We start from the raw sequence: 17,932 nt of genomic DNA, 5'->3' as shown, positions 1-17,932 counted from the left end.
CTCCCTAAAAGAATGTTCATCGCTAGTCTTACGATTAGTAGATTGATATCGTTATTCCTTTAGAAAGATACTTTGCTCTAACCTCTACGTTGTCTAGCATCAGTTGCACGTTTTAATGCCTGACCTACATTATTAATGCATAGCATCATGAGTAGGATTAATATGGAAGCCGGTACCCAAATCCACCATCTATACTCAAGCGTTTGTGGATTTGTAGCATAGCTTAATAATGTACCAAGACTTGGCGTGTTTTCTGGAAAACCAAAGCCTAAGAATGATAGACCAGACTCTAACCCGATATTTGCAGCAAGATTTAATGTCATGGTTACAATAATGAGTGAGCTACAATTTGGTAAGAGATGTTTAAAAATAATTTTTATATTTGACGTTCCAAGTGTTTTAGATGCTTGAATGTAATCCAACTCTTTCTCCTGTAATGCCTTTGAGCGTATAAGCCGGGCTATCCCCATCCACAAAAATGCAGTCATAATCAGGGAAAAAGTTGTAATACTATATTTGGGAACGATCGCAACAAATGCGATAACAATCATTGTGAACGGTAATATTAGGAAGAAATCTAATATACGCATTAAAATATTATCGACATGGCCTCCAAAATATCCTGCTACTAAGCCAAATGATACCCCAATAATACCTGTCAGGATTGTTACAATTAATGCAATTGAAAGCGAATTTCTAGTTCCAATAATTAATTGTCCAAAAATATCACGGCCACCATAGTCCGTACCTAATATGAATTCCTCTGATGGTGGTTCATGTATGGAAAATAAGTCTACCTTTACAATTTCATCTTGATCTAACACAATTGAGACTCCATATACAAACACGGTAAGTAATACTAAGAAAATTAATGAGATTAACGCTAACTTATCTCGAACTAATTCACGCCAGATAATATTAAATCCGGATGGACTCTTTACGATATCCCTTGGTTGCGTTTCAACATTTGCTGTTTCCATTTTATTCACCTCACTGTTTACCTAATTTTATTTAATACGAATTCTCGGATCGATTAGACTTAAAATAATATCTGAGATTAGGGCTCCCATTACGGAAGCAACACCGAATAATAGAGTCGTTGCAGTAACAACGCTATAATCACGTAGTGTTATCGATTCTATTAATAATTGACCCATACCTGGATATCCAAAGATATTTTCAATAAAGATAGAGCCACCTATCAACGTCGTAATCTCAAATCCGAAAAAGGCTGCAATTGGTAATAGTGAGTTTCTTAAAATATGTCGATTGTAAACTCTTCTTTCTGATGCTCCTTTTGCCCGAGCAGTTAAGATAAAGTCGCTTTGTTTTGTATCAACAATTTCATTTCGCAAATACTGAATTGTACTATAGGTTGTAATAAGTGCCATTGAAATAGCCGGTAATAATAAATGATAAAACTTACTCATGACAAATTCGAATGTTCCTGGTGTCAATCCTGGTGTCACACTTCCACTTGTCGGGAACCACCCAAGCTTAAACCCGAATAGCCATAGCATGACAAGTGCAAAAATAAATAATGGGGTTGCAAATCCAACGTATGAATACCCTGTTATTAACTGATCTCTCAGCGTATCATTATAACGGCCACTCGTTATTCCTAATGGAATGGCTATTACGTATACTAGAATTAATGTTACAAGTGATAACCAGAATGAGTTTACAATTCGTTGTCCCATTATCTCTGTTACTGGCATTTTAAATCGAAATGAATCACCAAAGTCCCCTTGCATAACATTCCCTACCCATCTTGCATATTGTTCATGCCATGGGTCATACCAGCCTAATTTAATTCGTTGTTCCTCAATTACTGCTGGGTCAATATTCGGATCAATCTGCCCGGATAATGCATCTCCCGGCATCATTTTTGCAAGTACAAATATGAGAACACTTAATAGTATTAACTGAGGTATCATGATTAAAATACGACGTAAAGAAAATTTCCACATATTATCAACCTTTCTCTGGTAAAGCAACGAGATGGGTTTCTGTTACTCGTTTTAATTGGTATGCTAAACCATCATTATCAAAGTAATCATTGTAGGCTTGTTCATATTCTGCATTTACTTCTTCACGGAATCTCTTTAATTCATCACGTTTCGTAGGATCAATTTCTGGGATTGCTGCTACTAATCGCTTTGTATAGATGTGTTGTGGATTTTCAAAAATCTCATCTGAAGTTCCCTCTTCCACAAATCGACCTTTATACATAATGCCGATATTGTCACACATATGTTTAATAACACCAAGATCGTGACCAATAAATAAATACGTTAAATCCAATTCCTTTTGGATTTCTTTCATGAAGTTTAGCACCTGTGCCTGTACGGAAACATCTAGAGCCGATACCGGTTCATCCGCAATAATTAGCTTTGGTTTTAATGCTACAGCTCTAGCAATGCCAATACGCTGTCGTTGACCACCAGAGAATTCATGTGGATATTTCAAAATACTTTCGGGACTTAGTCCCACAAGTTCTAACAAATCCTGAACTCTTCTTTTTTCTTCTTTCCTCGATAGCCCTTCAAAATTCCTTAGAGGCTCAGCAACGATATCAAGCACCCGCTTCTTCGGGTTTAGTGATGAATATGGGTCTTGAAAAATCATTTGAATATCTTTTCGAACTTCTGATTTCGTACGGCGGATATTCGATATTTCTTTATCCTCAAATGTTATCTTTCCTGTAGTTATTTGATTTAGTCCAATAATCGCTCTACCCGTTGTTGACTTACCAGATCCTGATTCACCAACAAGACCGTATGTTTTCCCTTTTTCAAGTGAGAAGTTAACACCATCAACTGCCTTAACATATCCTACAGTTCTTCCAAAAAGGCCACCCTTAATGGGAAAATGTACTTTTAAATCCTCTACATTAAGAAACGCCATGTTGTTGTGCCTCCTTACTCTCTTCAGGGAAGTTGAAATGTTTATAGCAAGTACAACGAACGAAATGTCCTGGTTTAATCTCATGTAATTCTGGATGTTGTTCATGTGCAGATGCATCTACCCAAGGTATTCTTGAGGCAAATCGACAACCTTCGCGAGGAAGATTTTGTAGGGATGGAACAATCCCTTGAATTACATGTAATTTATCCTGCGCTTCTTTCGAATTTGGAACAGAATTAAATAATGATCTCGTATATGGATGTAACGGGCTATCGAACAATGTCGTTACATCAGCTACTTCAACAAGTTGCCCTGCATACATGACTGCTACTCTATCAGCCATTTCTGCTACGACTCCTAAATCATGTGTGATTAGCACAATACCGGAATCCATATCTCGTTTTAAATCTTTAATAAGGTCTAATATTTGCGACTGAATCGTAACGTCCAGTGCAGTGGTTGGTTCATCTGCAATTAATAGTTCTGGTTCGTTAGCAATTGCAGTAGCAATGACAACCCTCTGTCTCATACCACCTGACAGTTCATGTGGAAACTGTTCATATACGTGCTCCGGACGTGGTATACCAACTTTATCTAAAAGGTTAATTACTTTTTCTTTTCGCTTTGTTTTAGAAAGATCTTTATTGTGCAGTAATAATGCTTCACCAATTTGATCTCCAATGATCATAAGTGGATTAAGTGCAGTTAAAGGGTCTTGGAAAATCATCCCCATATTATTACCACGTAACTTATTCAGTTTTGATGGCGTAACGTTGGCAATATCCTCTCCTTTGAAGAAAATATTCCCTTCAATCTTTGCACGATTATGAAGTCCCATAATCGAAAATGCTAGTGCACTCTTCCCGCAACCTGATTCTCCTACGATTGCAAGTACTTCATTCTTGTTCACGGTAAGCGTCACATCATCAACTGCCGCGTAATAATCATCTCGAATACGAAATGATGTTTTTAGGTTTTTGATTTCCAATAACTTCTCTGCCAAAATAATCCCCCTAACTAAAAATTATGAAAATTCAATACATAATAGACTAGTCTCTCTTCAATCTATTTAGGAAAATAGTTTGAAACATATGAAAGAGCAGAATTTGTCGTGATGTCGTTTAGTTATGTGTCTGCCCCTACTATCCGCCTATTAGTTTGTAATTTTCAAATAATTAAAGTTTGAATATATTACATTTCTGAAGCTATTTTATATGTTCGTAACAATTTTGTAATATAGAATCAATTTTTTTAAAGTATATATTATTTTCAGACTTTTAACAAGGTTTTTTTTAATTTTTTATTAAAACTTTTTAGACTATTTAATAAATTATTTGAAGTAAATACTGGTTTAACACTTGCATTAGTAGGGAATTGATAGGTTTGTGAGGTTATATTTAATGAGGTTTGAAAAGACTAGTTATTTTTTCTTTTTGGTTAGAATTTGCCTAAGACTAAATATCCAAAAAAAAGAAGCTCCTAATAATAGGAGCTTCTTTCAGGTTTCATTATTCAACAACTGGTTCAGCTTGTGTTACACCAATTTGGTAACGACGAAGTTCTGAAGCAGGGTCAAGTGTGTAGTTAACTACACGATCGTTAACAGGAACGATAACAGAACGATATAATGTTGGGAACATTGGAATGTTATCCACCATTAATTGTTGCCATTGATCGTAAACTTCTTTACGATATTCAGTATCCATCGCTTTCATAGAAGCACCGTCAGCTAGTAACTGATCGTTTTCTTCATTTGTCCAACGTGGGTAGTTAGCAGGAGAATTACCAGCAAAAATACCAGCTGGGTTTACATCCGTACCAGTTCCCCAAGCACCTTGGAAGATGTCATATGCAGGATCATCTGCTTCAAGACGCTCATAGAAGCTGTTGAACTCTAATAGACGACCATCAACTAGTTGTACATTTAGACCAACATTACCCCATGCTTGAATGTAGTACTGTGCAATTGGTTCAGCAGTGTCTCCACCTGACATAGAAGCGAAGTTAATTACTAACTCTTCTCCTTCAGGGTTCTCACGGTAGCCATCACCATCAAGATCTTTATATCCAGCTTCATCAAGAATGCTTTTCGCTTCTTCTGGATCAAATGTTGGTGTTTCAATATCAGCATTATGATATTCTGGGAAGAATGGAATGATCAATGTAGAAGCACTCCAACGTAATCCATTGTAGAAATTATCTCCAACAGCATCGTTATCAACTGCATACCACATAGCTCTACGTAGATTTACATCCGCCATTTTAGCATTCGGATCTACAACTACTTCACTAGCTTCTGCATCCCATTTACCTAATTTAAATCCAATATAAGTGTACGCATTATCAACTTGTCCTAAGAATTCAACATTTTCCATATCTGCATTATCAACGAATTGGTCAGTTGGGAAGCTATCAACCATATCTACCCCACCAGTTTTTAATTCTTGAACAACTGTAGAAGGAGATACAACTTTTACAGTTACTTGGTCTAATGCAGGCTCACCACGCCAGTAGTCTTCATTCTTAGTAAGAACTACAGACTCACCAGGTACGATGCTTTCAACTTTATAAGGACCGAATCCGATTGGGTTTTTACGTACCGCATCAGATTCCATCATATTTGCAACTTCCATTTCACCAAAGATATGCTTCGGTAAAGCGTATGGCCAAATTCCTCCAGTAGTTAGAGAAGGGCCACCTTCTTTAAACGTGATTTGTAGTGTTTTTTCGTCAACAACTTCAATACCAGAAATTGTATCTGCTTCACCATCATGGTATTCTACCATACCTTCAATGTTTTCGAAGTCAGAACCATAACGGATTCCTACATAGTCAGGATGACCAATTACTTCATGAGCGAATAACCAGTCTTCTGCAGTTACAGGCTCTCCATCATGCCAGTTGACACCGTCTTTAATTTTTAGTGTATACACTTTACCAGACTCATCAACTTCCCAAGTAGCTGCACCATCTTGTGTGTATGCATAGTTAGCATCAGAATCGAAAAGTGGCTCATCGAACCAAGCAATTACTTCATAGTCAGGAGCACCTGAATAGAAGTTGAAGTTAAATGTTCCTTCGAATACAGTATCCGATACGATACCATATGTTAGAGTACCATCTTCAATTGGCTCTCCATCATTTGTAGCTGTCATACTGAAATCTTCAATATTGAACAGTCCATCTTCGCTTTGTGCTTTTTCGCCAGATTTATCGTCTGAATCCTTTTTATCATCAGATGAATCATCGCCGCCACAAGCAGCTAGCGCAAGCATTAATACTAGCATTAAAGCTAATAGCCATTTACTTAAGCTTGTCTTTCCCATCTTTGTTGCCTCCCTTTTTAATAAATATCTTTTTTGTTGGCCATCCAAATTTGCGTGGCCAAGTATATACTGAACATCTTCTTGATGTTAGTAACAATTTTTGTAATAGGACGGGTTTTTATCCCTAATTATTACCCTCTTCTTTGTCTTGCATCAGTCGCACGTTTTAATGCTTGACCAACGTTATTAATGGATAACATTAGAAGCAGGATTAAGATAGATGCAGGAACCCAAATCCACCATCTGAATTCTAAGGTTTGTGGGTTAGTTGCATAACTTAAAAGTGTACCTAGACTTGGTGTACTTTCCGGAAAACCGAATCCTAAGAAAGATAAACCAGACTCAAGACCAATGTTTGCAGCTAAATTTAATGTCATCGTTACGATAATTAGTGAGCTACAGTTTGGTAAAAGCTGCGTAAAAATAATCTTGAAGTTCGAACTACCAAGTGTTTTAGATGCTTGAATATAATCAAGCTCTTTCTCTTGTAATGCCTTTGATCTAATTAGACGGGCGATACCCATCCACAAGAAGGCAGTCATAATGAGCGAGAATGTCAAGACACTATATTTTGGAACGATTGCTACAAACGCAATTACAATCATTGTAAAAGGTAAAATTAAGAAGAAATCTAAAATACGCATCATTATGTTATCGATATGGCCACCAAAGTAACCTGCGATTAGACCGTATGCAATACCGATTAGTCCAGTCATTATTGTTACCAAAATTCCAATAGATAGTGAATTTCTTGTACCAATAATCAATTGACCAAAAATATCACGTCCACCATAATCCGTACCTAACAAGAACTCATCAGAAGGTGGTTCATGAATGGAGAACAGGTCTACCTTCACAATTTCCTCTTGGTCAAGGATGAGTGAAACTCCATATACAAATACAACGATTAGCACTAGGAATATTAACGATAATAGTGCTACTTTATCTCGAACAAGCTCACGCCAGATAATACTAATCCCAGAAGGACTTTTCATCGGAGCTTTCGGTTTTACTTCATCAGTCTTTGTTTGATTGTTTTCCATTTTTATCACCTCACTGTTTACCTATTTTTATTTAATTCGAATTCTCGGATCAACAAGACTTAAGATAATATCTGAGATTAGGGCACCTAGTATTGATGCAACACCAAATAATAATGTGGTAGCAGTTAACACTGTGTAATCACGTAATGTGATTGATTCTACCAATAGTTGTCCCATTCCAGGATAACCAAAGATGTTCTCTACGAAGATGGAACCACCAATCAATCCAGTAATCTCAAATCCAAAAAATGCTGCAATTGGTAAAAGTGAGTTACGTAAAATATGACGATTATAAACTCTAGACTCAGAAGCACCTTTTGCTCTTGCTGTTAAAATAAAGTCCTTTTGTTTTGTATCTACAATTTCATTTCGCAAGTATTGAATTGTACTAAAGGTTGTAATTAACGCCATTGATAAGGCCGGTAATAATAAATGATAGAGCTTACTCATAAAGTATTCAAATGTACCTGGTGATACTCCTGGTGTGACACTTCCACTCGTTGGGAACCAACCAAGCTTATAACCAAATAACCAAAGCATTACAAGGGCAAATATGAATAAAGGCGTTGCAAATCCGACATAGGTATATCCAGTAATTAGCTGGTCTTTCCAAGTATCGTTATAGCGTCCACTTGTTATCCCTAACGGAATGGCAATTATATACGTTAAAATTAATGTTACTACTGATAACCAGAACGTATTTGCAATACGTTCCTCAATTAATTCTGTAACAGGCATTTTAAAACGGAACGACTCTCCGAAGTCTCCCTTTAATACTCCACCCATCCATCTTGCATATTGTTCATGCCAAGGATCATTCCAACCCATTTCTTCACGAATTTCTTCTAATCTCTCTGGGTCTACATCAGGACCTACTTGTCCAGATAAAGCGTCCCCCGGCATTAATTGTGCAAGTACAAATATAAGGATACTTAGTACAATTAGCTGAGGAATCATGATTAATGAACGACGTACGGTAAATTTCCACATATTATCAACCTTTCTCCGGTAAAGCCACTAGATGAGTTTCAGAAACTGGCTGTAATTTATAGGCTAAACCTTCTTCATCAAAATAATCATTGAAGGACTGTTCATATTCCGTTTTAACTTCTTCACGGAAATTGCGTTTTTCTTCACGTTTGTTTGGATCAATATCTGGAATAGCAGCCACAAGACGTTTCGTATAAATATGTTGTGGGTCTGTAAAGATATCTTTCGCAGTTCCTTCTTCCACATAACGACCTTTGTACATAATCCCAATATGGTCACACATGTGTTTGATTACTCCTAAGTCATGACTGATAAATAGATATGTTAAGTCAAGTTCCTTCTGGATATCCTTCATGAAGTTAAGAACTTGAGCCTGTACAGATACATCCAATGCAGATACAGGCTCATCCGCAATAATCAACTTTGGCTTCAAAGCAATTGCTCTGGCAATGCCAATACGTTGTCTTTGTCCACCTGAAAATTCGTGAGGGTATTTCAGAATACTTTCTGGACTAAGTCCTACTAGCTCCATAAGCTCCTGAACTCTTTTGCGCTCTTCTTTTCTTGATAGTTTTTCAAAGTTTCTTAGCGGCTCTGCAACAATATCTGCCACACGTTTTTTAGGATTTAGAGAAGAATAAGGGTCCTGGAAAATCATTTGAATATCTTTGCGAACATCAGACTTTGATTTTCTTATATCGGTAATATCGTTACCATCAAATAGCACTTTTCCGGTCGTGATATCATTTAGACCAATAATTGCTCTTCCTGTTGTTGTCTTCCCAGATCCAGATTCTCCAACTAATCCGTATGTTTTACCTTTTTCAAGTGAGAACGTAACACCATCAACTGCCTTGACGTGTGATACTGTTCTTCCAAAGATACCGCCTTTGATCGGAAAGTGAACCTTTAAATCATTAACCTCAAGATAAGACATGTTGCTCCTCCTTGCTTTCATCAGGGAAACTAAAGTGCTTATAGCATGTACAACGCACGTGGTGCCCTGGCGCTACTTCATTTAATTCAGGATGCTCCGCATGTGCCGATTCATCTACCCAAGGGATTCTTGGGCTAAAACGGCAACCTTCTCTTGGTAGGTTTTGTAATGATGGAACAATACCTTGAATTACGTGTAATTTATCCTGCTCAACATTCGAATTCGGTACCGAATTCAATAATGATTTTGTATAAGGGTGTAAAGGATTTTCAAATAATGTTTTCACATCTGCAATTTCTACAATTTGTCCAGCATACATGACAGCCACACGGTCAGCCATCTCTGCCACAACACCCAGGTCATGTGTTATAAGAACAATTCCAGAGTCCATTTCATTTTTAAGCTTGTTAATGAGCTCAAGAATTTGAGATTGAATGGTAACATCAAGTGCTGTTGTTGGTTCGTCAGCAATAAGAATTTCAGGTTCGTTGGCGATCGCCATCGCAATCATGACACGCTGTCTCATACCACCAGAAAGCTCATGTGGGAATTGACCAATTACGTGATCAGCACGCGGAATTCCTACCTTGTTTAATAGGTCTAGAACCTTTTCATAGCGCTGTGATTTCGAAAGATTTTTATTGTGCAATAGTAGGGTCTCACCTATCTGTTCGCCTACTTCCATCAATGGATTTAAAGAAGTAAGTGGATCTTGGAAAATCATACCTAAGTCATTACCACGTACCTTGTTTAACTCAGAGGGTGACATTTTAGCAATGTTCTTATCTTTATACAGAATGTCTCCTTCTATTTTTGCACGGGTATGAAGACCCATAATGGAAAATGCAAGCGCACTCTTTCCACATCCAGATTCACCAACAATTGCTAATACTTCATTCTTATTAACTGTTAATGAAACATCATCAACTGCTGCGTAATAATCATCTCTTATACGAAATGATGTTTTTAGATTTTTGATTTCTAATAACTTCTCAGCCATTCTTAATCCCCCTATTTCTATATTGTCTTCCCAAGACATTATGTCTTCTTAGGGTCTGCTTATATATAGTATTTATGATACACGCTAACATTATTATTGTTTAAATTATTCTGACAATTTAGTGTTATTGAATTTACGTGGTGCAACCTATTATACTATTAAACTTTTAGGAATGCACCCTTATTTTAAAAAAATGTTAATTTTTTTAATCTAATCTGACAATTCCAATACCATTAAAATGCCCATAAACCGTTGATACATTAATGTTTTTTCATGATGTCGATTTTTGCAGATTTTTATTAAGTAATTTTATGTAAAAGGGTTTATATTTATACAGAGTTATACTATTCATAATTTTCTGTGTCGTTAAATAACTGTTTTTTATGACTTTTCTTATGATTTGTTCGTTTTTGAAAATTTACGAACAGAAAAAAAAGACCCATTCTATTGAATGAGTCTTTTCTATATCATCTGTTTTAGTTATTGATTTGGTTGGTCGAATAGGTGGCACGCTACCCAATGATCCGGTTTGTGCTCTATAAATTTCGGTTCGACCTTTGAACAAATTTCCATTGCCATTGGACATCTCGTACGGAAGCGACAACCACTAGGAGGGTTAATTGGGCTTGGAACATCTCCTTCGACAATTATCCTCTCTCTAGAACGCTCAACTTGCGGATCAGCAACTGGTATTGCACTTAATAATGCCTGTGTGTATGGATGGAGCGGATCTTCATATAGCTCATCACTTGTAGCAATTTCTACCATATTACCCAAGTACATAACACCAACACGGTCACTAATGTGTTTAACCATGGAAAGATCGTGCGCGATAAATAGATAGGTAAGTCCTCTTTCTTTCTGAAGCTTCTTTAATAAATTTACCACTTGCGCTTGAATCGATACGTCCAGTGCAGAGATTGGTTCATCTGCAACGATAAAATCTGGATCTACTGCAAGTGCACGCGCAATACCAATCCTTTGTCGTTGCCCACCACTAAATTCATGAGGATAACGGTTTCCGTGATCTGCATTTAAACCAACTGTTTCAAGTAATTCATTTACTCTGTCGGTGCGCTCTTTCTTCGTCTTCGCCAATCCGTGTATGTCAATTCCTTCAGCAATTATATCCTTTACTGTCATCCTAGGATTTAAGGAAGCATATGGATCCTGAAAAATCATTTGCATTCTTCGGGTTAAATCTTTTAGCTCCTTCTTAGACTTCTTAGCGTGTACACTAGCACCTTTGAAGCTCACTTCACCATCAGAGGCCTGATACAGTCCCATAATTGTACGACCAGCTGTCGACTTACCACAACCTGATTCACCAACAAGTCCAAAAGTTTCACCACTATATATACTAAAATCTAATCCGTCCACTGCTTTTAATACATTTTTGCGGTCCACTTTAAAATGTCTTTTCAAATTTTTTACTTCTATTAATTTCTCTTTTGTATTATCCATTTACCTTCGAACCTCCTACGTTAACAAATTCTGGCGGTTCTACTTTTGGCGCTCGCTCATCAAGTAGCCAGCAAGCAGTTTTTTGCGTACTAGATAGCTCATAATATTCTGGCATATGCGTTCCACATGCTTTCATCGCATAAGGACAACGAGCTGCAAAAGGGCATCCTTTTGGTGGATCTGCTAGATCTGGAGGTGAACCTGGTATGGCTTGTAAATCCTCATCGCTATTATCTAACTTAGGCATGGAGCCAAGTAATCCCCATGTATACGGGTGTTTTGGATTGTAGAATATTTCATCCACTGAGCCAGTTTCTACTACTTTGCCTCCATACATGACAGCTACTCGATGTGCTGAGTTGGCAACTACGCCAAGGTCATGTGTGATAAGAATGATAGCTGTTCCTGTCTCTTTTTGAAGTTCCTTCATCAAGTCTAGGATTTGTGCTTGAATTGTAACGTCTAATGCTGTTGTTGGTTCGTCAGCAATTAAGATCTTCGGATTACAAGCTAAAGCAATTGCAATCATCGCACGTTGTCGCATACCACCTGAATACTCATGTGGATATTGATTAATTCGCTTCTCAGGATTAGGAATTCCTACTAATTTTAATAATTCCACTCCGCGATTATGTGCTTCCTTCTTTGACATTTTTTGGTGCTTAATAAGTCCTTCTGAGATTTGTTTTCCAACTGTCATCGTAGGGTTTAAGGAAGTCATTGGATCCTGAAAGATCATACTAATATCTTTTCCTCGAATATTCTCCATTTGTTTTTCAGACTTCTGCGTCAGATCCTCGCCATTAAATTCAATGGATCCACCTACAAATTTTCCTGGGGGCATAGGAATTAGTCGCATAACCGATTGAGCAGTTACACTTTTCCCTGATCCGGATTCCCCAACAATTGCTAGTGTTTCCTGTTCATGTAAATCAAAAGAAACATCACGAACAGCTTTTACTTCTGCTTTATACGTGTCAAATGATACTGCAAGGTTTTTTACACTTAGTATTTTTTTCATTTCACATCTCCTCCTCCCTACTTGCGCTCTTTCGGATCGAGTGCGTCTCGCATACCATCACCAATTACGTTAAATGCTAGCATAGTCAAACAGATAAAAAACGCTGGGAAGAAAAGCTGGTATGGATAATATTGTAGTGCTCCTAGTGCTTCATCAGTCATGGTACCCCAGCTCGCAAGTGGCGCTGGTACCCCAAGTCCTAGGAAGCTTAAGAATGCTTCCGTAAAAATAGCAGTTGGCACTGTAAGTGTTAACGTAACAAGTATAGGACCTAGTGTATTCGGGACAAGATGTTTAAAGAGTAGTCTTGTTTTTCCTGCCCCAAGCGATCTTGAAGCTAGTACATACTCTTCAGAACGTAGCTGCATAACCTGTCCACGAACAATTCTGGCCATGTTTATCCAGCCTGTGATGACCATCGCAATTATCATCGTCCATAAACCTTGTCCCATTACAACCATTAGTAATATAACAACTAAGAGATATGGAACACCAGATAAAATGTCGGCGATACGCATCATATATTCATCTACCTTACCGCCAGAGAATCCAGCTATCGCTCCCCAAATTACACCAATTATTAAATCGAGAAAGGCAGCCATTAACCCGATGAACAAGGAAATCTTTGCACCTTCCCATGTTCTTGCAAAGATATCACGGCCAAGATTATCCGTTCCAAACCAATGGTCAGCTGAAGGTGATTGGTTAACACTCATTAAGTCCGTATCTTTATAATTCTCACCAGAGATTGGCGATCCGATAAAGGACATGATTCCCAATATGACAATGATTAGAATTCCAGCTAATGCTAGTTTATTTTTTCGAAAGCGTCGCCAAGCGTCCCTCCAATAAGAGGTGCTCTTTCCAACTATTTTCTCAGATTCAGAATGGTCAACCTGCAATGGTTCAAAATCCAGATTGGACAACTGTGATTGTGCCATTATCTCTCACCACCCTTTGTTGCTACCTTGATTCTTGGATCAACTAGTCCATAAATTAAATCAACAATTAATATCGTAACCAATAAGAGAATACTGTAGAATACGGTTGTACCCATAATTACGGTATAATCACGGTTTGTTATACTAACAACGAACTCACTTCCTAAACCTGGAATACCAAATATCTTCTCTATTACAAAACTTCCTGTTAAGATACCTGCCACTAATGGTCCCAAATACGAAATAACTGGTAACAAAGCATTTCGAAGGCCATGCTTATATGTAACAATACGCTGGCTCATTCCTTTTGACTTTGCAGTTTTGATATAGTCAGAATTTAAGACATCTAACATGCTCGACCGCATTAACCGTGCAATAAATGCGAGTGGAGTTGTCGCCAAAGCAACAGCAGGTAAAATCGTATCGGCAAACGATTCCATTCTCGCAACCGAGAACATTTCAAGTTTAATTGCAAATATATATTGTAGGATGGTTGCCATGATAAAGCTTGGCACCGAAATCCCAAGTACTGCAATTACCATAGCCGTATAATCACCGAATTTATTATGCTTTAACGCCGCAAAGACCCCTAATAATACGCCTACACCCAGCGCTATTAAAATGGCCTCTAGACCTAAAACTAGTGAGTATGGAAAGCTTCTTAAAATAATATCCATTACTTCTTGTCCTTCAAATTTAAAGGAAGGACCAAAGTCAAGTGTTAAAGCACTAACAAGGTAATCAACATATTGTACATAAATTGGGTCGTCCAACCCATATGCCTCATTCATTTGTGCTTCAAGTGCAGCTGGTAGTTTTCGTTCAGATGCGAATGGCCCACCCGGTGCTGCTTTCATTAAGAAGAATGTGATGGTGATAATTAAGAAAAGAGATAGAAGAATGTAAGCAATTCTTTTCAACAGATACTTTGCCAATACATACACCTCCAATTTACGTCAAATTAAAAAATAGGAGTGAAACGAGCCACCCCTATTTTATTCTCTTGCCCATTAAAACAAGAGAATAATAGCTGTTGAATATGCAAAGAAATACTTCTGTACTGTATTTCTAAAAAGGAGTTATAGTTTCTTTTTGCATGTTTCCTACTTATTAAATTGTTTGTTCTATAATTCCCATGAAAACAATATGACTTTTAAAGGAATCAACCAAGATAGGAAACACGATAATCACGCATCCCCTATCTTGGTTTTACCTCAAGTCTTTATTTAATAAACATCAGGATTATTCTGTAATGTAACCCCACTTGTACTGAACTCCACCAAGTGGTGAAACCTCAATACCTTTAACATAATCTTTGTTTATCCATACATTTGTATAGAAGTAAATTGGTGCAATTGGTAAATCTTCCATGAAGATTGCTTCCGCTTCACGTAAAATTTCTTTACGAGCAGCAGGATCTGTTTCTGTTCTAGACTGTGCTAACAACTCTTGGTACTCTGAATCTTCCCAATTTGTATAGTTGTTACCACCAATAGTGTTGAAGATTTCTAAGAAGTTGATTGCATCGTTAAAGTCTGCTAACCAACCCATACGTCCAACTTGGAAGTTCCCTGAACCCATTGTATCTAGGTATACATTCCACTCTTCATTAGCAAGTTCTACGTCAACACCTAGGTTTTGGCTCCACATATCCTGTACTGCTTGTGCAATAACAGCATGAGCTTCACTTGTGTTATAAGAAAGCTTAATTGGAGGCAGCTCTTCTAAGCCAAGCTCATCTAAACCAGCTTGTAAGTACTCTTTCGCTTTTTCTATATCATTATCTTTAAAGTAACCTTCTTTATTTTCTTCCCAAATTGATGGTGGTACTAATGCCATTGCAGGTTGTTGTTCAGCTTTTGTAATGTTATCCACAATACCTTGGCGGTTAATCGCTAATGCAAATGCTTTACGAATATTTACATTGTTAAATGGCTCTGCATCAATATTAAATGCATAATAGTAAACACCTGCAAGTGGAGAGATGTTTAATGTACCCTCTTCTTTTAATTGAGGAATAGCAGCTAAAGGAACTGAATCCGTCGGTGAACCAACCCAATCTAGTTCTCCAGCATTGTACATTTCAAGTGCCGTATTTTCATCATCAATCATAAACATATTAATCGTTTCAAGTTTAACAGTTTCTGCATCCCAGTAATCAGCGTTCTTCTTAAGTACGATTTCGTCCTTATGAGACCAACTATCAAGCGTAAACGGACCATTTGTCACATAATTCTCGCCAGCTTCAAGTGCCCATTCACTGTTACCTTCTGCAACATTTTTGTTAACTGGGTAATAAGTATAAAATGCCGTTAAATCTAAGAAATAAGGAGTTGGTTGTGCAAGTGTAACTTCTAATGTCTTTTCATCTAATGCTTTTACTCCTACTTCATCAAGTGACGCACCATCTTCTTTTGCAGCTTGCGCCCCTTTAATTACATATAATTGATACGCGTAATCTGTGTCAGCATTAGCTGGGTCTAATACCCACTTCCATGCGTATTCAAAATCTTGTGCTGTAACTGGATCACCATTGGACCAAACAGCATCATCACGAATTGTAAATGTATACGTTAACAAATCCTCAGAAATGTCAGGTTGATCAGCTGCCATTGCAGGCTCTATTTCACCCTCTTGGTTAATTCGCATTAACCCTTCAAATACTTGATCAAGTACTGCACCAGATGTTGTGTCAGAAGCAAGACCAGGATGTAATGAAGGCGGTTCTGATTTAATATTAATATTTAGTACTTGTTCTGCTGCCAGGGTTTCTTCTCCTGAATCACCAGATTCTCCATTTTCTCCATTTTCAGATGTTCCCGAATCGTTGCTTTTTCCACCAGTCTCATCGTCACCGCCACAAGCAGCTAGAATTAGACCCATCGCTAGAATGAGAACAAATAGTAATGACCATTTTTTCCACTTCATGTAAGTAGACCCTCCTATTTTTTAATGATTCAAACAATTCAAGACAGTCTAAATCTTGAACCTTGTTGTCAATTATACAACCTATTGATAATTTTTTCATCTATTTTTTTATAAAATTTAATATATTACTATTATTTTATGTTTTCTTATATGACTAAATAATCATTTTAAGCAAATTATCAGATAGTTAGTAATAGGACTAAAGTATGATTTTTTCTGCATGAAAAAAGCCTTGAGATTCTAGATAAAGTCTAGAATTTCAAGGCTCATTGATTCTATTATCCGAATAAGTTAGCGAAAAATTTCCCAATTGCTTCAAAAAGCTTCTGGAAAAAGTTACCGATACTATCCCAAAATCCTTCGTCTGCTATTAAATCCTCAATTTGTTCTTGTACTTTGGATGCAATGTCATTTAGTTGGTCTTTTACTTGGCTAAAATCGATATTCAAGTTTCGCATTTTATCAAATAAATTAATTAATAATTGACGATCCTCTTCACTTAATGAGATTTCTAATTTATCTAGTTGCTCCTGTACTATCCGCTCAATATCGTCAATTGATGCGGGGTTTTGTTCGGCAATATCTTGTTTTATCTGTGTAAGTAATTCACTGACCTGCTCCTGCGTAAGACCTGAATCCTTTACTAGATCAGTAGCCAAAGCTAGCTCTTCATTAGCAAGCTCCATTCTCTCTTTATCTAGCTCGACACCCTCAACATCATATGCCTTATAAATACCTGTTAGTGCCGAATGACCAGTAACTGCTACAGGAGAAGCAACTAAAACCGTAGCATTCTCTACTCCAGCGGTCAGTAAAGCATTCGCATACATTTCATTCGTTACTTCGGTTATATTATCAGGCGTTACAATGGATACATTTAGTCCAGTACCCTCTTCTTCCATGGTGATTTTTGCTGAAGAGAACATTCTGGCGTCTGGGTTTCCACCAATATATTTTGCTAAATCATCGCCTGTAACTGTATATTCATCGGCAACTTGTGTATCCGTTACATCCAACAATTCTTGTGTTTCGGTTTTTTGTTCATCTGATAAGTTACCACCATAAACAAGAATCGGCACTCCTAGTTTTTCATCAATTGCCTCTTCTGCCGAAACAGAAGTTACCATCAATGCTAGTAAACTCATTATTACTGTAAATAGAGCAATTATTTTCCTATAATTCTTCATCTTTTACAGCTCCTTTTCCTTTGTTACATATTGTTCTACTTAACTTTATGCATGTCCTACTAAAATAGTAGTAATCCTTATGATTATATCCGATATTACTATAATTGCACCAAATTATATGGCTAAAACACTTTTAAATTATTTCGGTTTCCGGTATATTTAGATTACCGAAATAATATACAGAAGGA

Annotated in this window: 15 protein-coding genes; all 15 read right to left on the bottom strand. The window is 37.2% G+C overall.

The window, feature by feature from the left end:
- Nucleotides 1-77: 77 nt before the first annotated feature.
- A complete protein-coding gene (locus ABC228_RS08335) occupies nucleotides 78-980 on the bottom strand; it encodes an ABC transporter permease (RefSeq protein WP_345824655.1) in 903 nt (300 codons plus the stop codon).
- Nucleotides 981-1,007: 27 nt separating this feature from the next.
- On the bottom strand, nucleotides 1,008-1,970 hold the full coding sequence (gene opp4B / locus ABC228_RS08330; protein WP_345824654.1) for an oligopeptide ABC transporter permease: 963 nt from the start codon (nucleotides 1,968-1,970) through the stop codon (nucleotides 1,008-1,010).
- A gap of 4 nt (nucleotides 1,971-1,974) precedes the next feature.
- Nucleotides 1,975-2,907 (bottom strand): ABC transporter ATP-binding protein, encoded by a 933-nt coding sequence (locus ABC228_RS08325; protein ID WP_345824653.1) that lies wholly within the window; start codon nucleotides 2,905-2,907, stop codon nucleotides 1,975-1,977.
- The gene (locus ABC228_RS08320) at nucleotides 2,894-3,910 is read right to left on the bottom strand and encodes an ABC transporter ATP-binding protein (protein WP_345824652.1); all 1,017 of its coding nucleotides are present in this window, start codon (nucleotides 3,908-3,910) and stop codon (nucleotides 2,894-2,896) included. Before ABC228_RS08320 ends, ABC228_RS08325 begins: the two co-directional genes overlap by 14 nt.
- A 505-nt stretch (nucleotides 3,911-4,415) precedes the next feature.
- Nucleotides 4,416-6,233: an oligopeptide ABC transporter substrate-binding protein gene (gene opp4A / locus ABC228_RS08315; protein WP_345824651.1), complete on the bottom strand. Its 1,818-nt coding sequence runs from the start codon at nucleotides 6,231-6,233 to the stop codon at nucleotides 4,416-4,418.
- Nucleotides 6,234-6,364: 131 nt separating this feature from the next.
- The gene (locus ABC228_RS08310) at nucleotides 6,365-7,276 is read right to left on the bottom strand and encodes an ABC transporter permease (protein WP_345824650.1); all 912 of its coding nucleotides are present in this window, start codon (nucleotides 7,274-7,276) and stop codon (nucleotides 6,365-6,367) included.
- A gap of 27 nt (nucleotides 7,277-7,303) precedes the next feature.
- Complete coding sequence (gene opp4B / locus ABC228_RS08305) at nucleotides 7,304-8,266, bottom strand: oligopeptide ABC transporter permease (RefSeq protein WP_345824649.1); 963 nt, start codon at nucleotides 8,264-8,266, stop codon at nucleotides 7,304-7,306.
- Between the two features lie 4 nt (nucleotides 8,267-8,270).
- Nucleotides 8,271-9,203 carry an ABC transporter ATP-binding protein gene (locus ABC228_RS08300; RefSeq protein ID WP_345824648.1) on the bottom strand — a complete coding sequence of 311 codons (933 nt, stop codon included), beginning with the start codon at nucleotides 9,201-9,203 and terminating at the stop codon, nucleotides 8,271-8,273.
- On the bottom strand, nucleotides 9,190-10,203 hold the full coding sequence (locus ABC228_RS08295) for an ABC transporter ATP-binding protein (RefSeq protein WP_345824647.1): 1,014 nt from the start codon (nucleotides 10,201-10,203) through the stop codon (nucleotides 9,190-9,192). Before ABC228_RS08295 ends, ABC228_RS08300 begins: the two co-directional genes overlap by 14 nt.
- 480 nt (nucleotides 10,204-10,683) lie before the next feature.
- Entirely contained in the window at nucleotides 10,684-11,667 is a 984-nt protein-coding gene (locus ABC228_RS08290; protein WP_345824646.1) for an ABC transporter ATP-binding protein, read from the bottom strand.
- Nucleotides 11,660-12,688, bottom strand: coding sequence for an ABC transporter ATP-binding protein (locus ABC228_RS08285; RefSeq protein ID WP_345824645.1), 1,029 nt, complete (start codon nucleotides 12,686-12,688; stop codon nucleotides 11,660-11,662). The genes ABC228_RS08290 and ABC228_RS08285 overlap by 8 nt, the downstream gene beginning before the upstream one ends.
- A gap of 17 nt (nucleotides 12,689-12,705) precedes the next feature.
- A complete protein-coding gene (locus tag ABC228_RS08280) occupies nucleotides 12,706-13,629 on the bottom strand; it encodes an ABC transporter permease (RefSeq protein WP_345824644.1) in 924 nt (307 codons plus the stop codon).
- Nucleotides 13,629-14,564, bottom strand: a complete 936-nt coding sequence (locus tag ABC228_RS08275; RefSeq protein ID WP_345824643.1) for an ABC transporter permease — start codon at nucleotides 14,562-14,564, stop codon at nucleotides 13,629-13,631. Before ABC228_RS08275 ends, ABC228_RS08280 begins: the two co-directional genes overlap by 1 nt.
- Nucleotides 14,565-14,871: 307 nt before the next feature.
- Nucleotides 14,872-16,557 carry a peptide ABC transporter substrate-binding protein gene (locus ABC228_RS08270; protein WP_345824642.1) on the bottom strand — a complete coding sequence of 562 codons (1,686 nt, stop codon included), beginning with the start codon at nucleotides 16,555-16,557 and terminating at the stop codon, nucleotides 14,872-14,874.
- A gap of 278 nt (nucleotides 16,558-16,835) precedes the next feature.
- Nucleotides 16,836-17,744 carry a DUF1002 domain-containing protein gene (locus ABC228_RS08265; RefSeq protein ID WP_345824641.1) on the bottom strand — a complete coding sequence of 303 codons (909 nt, stop codon included), beginning with the start codon at nucleotides 17,742-17,744 and terminating at the stop codon, nucleotides 16,836-16,838.
- Between the last annotated feature and the right edge of the window lie 188 nt (nucleotides 17,745-17,932).

It is taken from the genome of Ornithinibacillus xuwenensis, from assembly GCF_039614845.1.
GTDB classification, from domain to species: domain Bacteria; phylum Bacillota; class Bacilli; order Bacillales; family Amphibacillaceae; genus Ornithinibacillus; species Ornithinibacillus xuwenensis.
Note: the sequence above shows the minus strand (reverse complement) of the source record. Positions and strands in the feature narration are given on the sequence as shown.

Coding starts and splice junctions, on each gene's coding strand:
- ABC228_RS08335 (WP_345824655.1), bottom strand. CDS start 980: ATGGAAACAGCAAATGTTGAAACGCAACCAAGGGATATCGTAAAGAGT.
- opp4B (WP_345824654.1), bottom strand. CDS start 1,970: ATGTGGAAATTTTCTTTACGTCGTATTTTAATCATGATACCTCAGTTA.
- ABC228_RS08325 (WP_345824653.1), bottom strand. CDS start 2,907: ATGGCGTTTCTTAATGTAGAGGATTTAAAAGTACATTTTCCCATTAAG.
- opp4A (WP_345824651.1), bottom strand. CDS start 6,233: ATGGGAAAGACAAGCTTAAGTAAATGGCTATTAGCTTTAATGCTAGTA.
- ABC228_RS08310 (WP_345824650.1), bottom strand. CDS start 7,276: ATGGAAAACAATCAAACAAAGACTGATGAAGTAAAACCGAAAGCTCCG.
- opp4B (WP_345824649.1), bottom strand. CDS start 8,266: ATGTGGAAATTTACCGTACGTCGTTCATTAATCATGATTCCTCAGCTA.
- ABC228_RS08300 (WP_345824648.1), bottom strand. CDS start 9,203: ATGTCTTATCTTGAGGTTAATGATTTAAAGGTTCACTTTCCGATCAAA.
- ABC228_RS08295 (WP_345824647.1), bottom strand. CDS start 10,203: ATGGCTGAGAAGTTATTAGAAATCAAAAATCTAAAAACATCATTTCGT.
- ABC228_RS08290 (WP_345824646.1), bottom strand. CDS start 11,667: ATGGATAATACAAAAGAGAAATTAATAGAAGTAAAAAATTTGAAAAGA.
- ABC228_RS08285 (WP_345824645.1), bottom strand. CDS start 12,688: ATGAAAAAAATACTAAGTGTAAAAAACCTTGCAGTATCATTTGACACG.
- ABC228_RS08280 (WP_345824644.1), bottom strand. CDS start 13,629: ATGGCACAATCACAGTTGTCCAATCTGGATTTTGAACCATTGCAGGTT.
- ABC228_RS08270 (WP_345824642.1), bottom strand. CDS start 16,557: ATGAAGTGGAAAAAATGGTCATTACTATTTGTTCTCATTCTAGCGATG.
- ABC228_RS08265 (WP_345824641.1), bottom strand. CDS start 17,744: ATGAAGAATTATAGGAAAATAATTGCTCTATTTACAGTAATAATGAGT.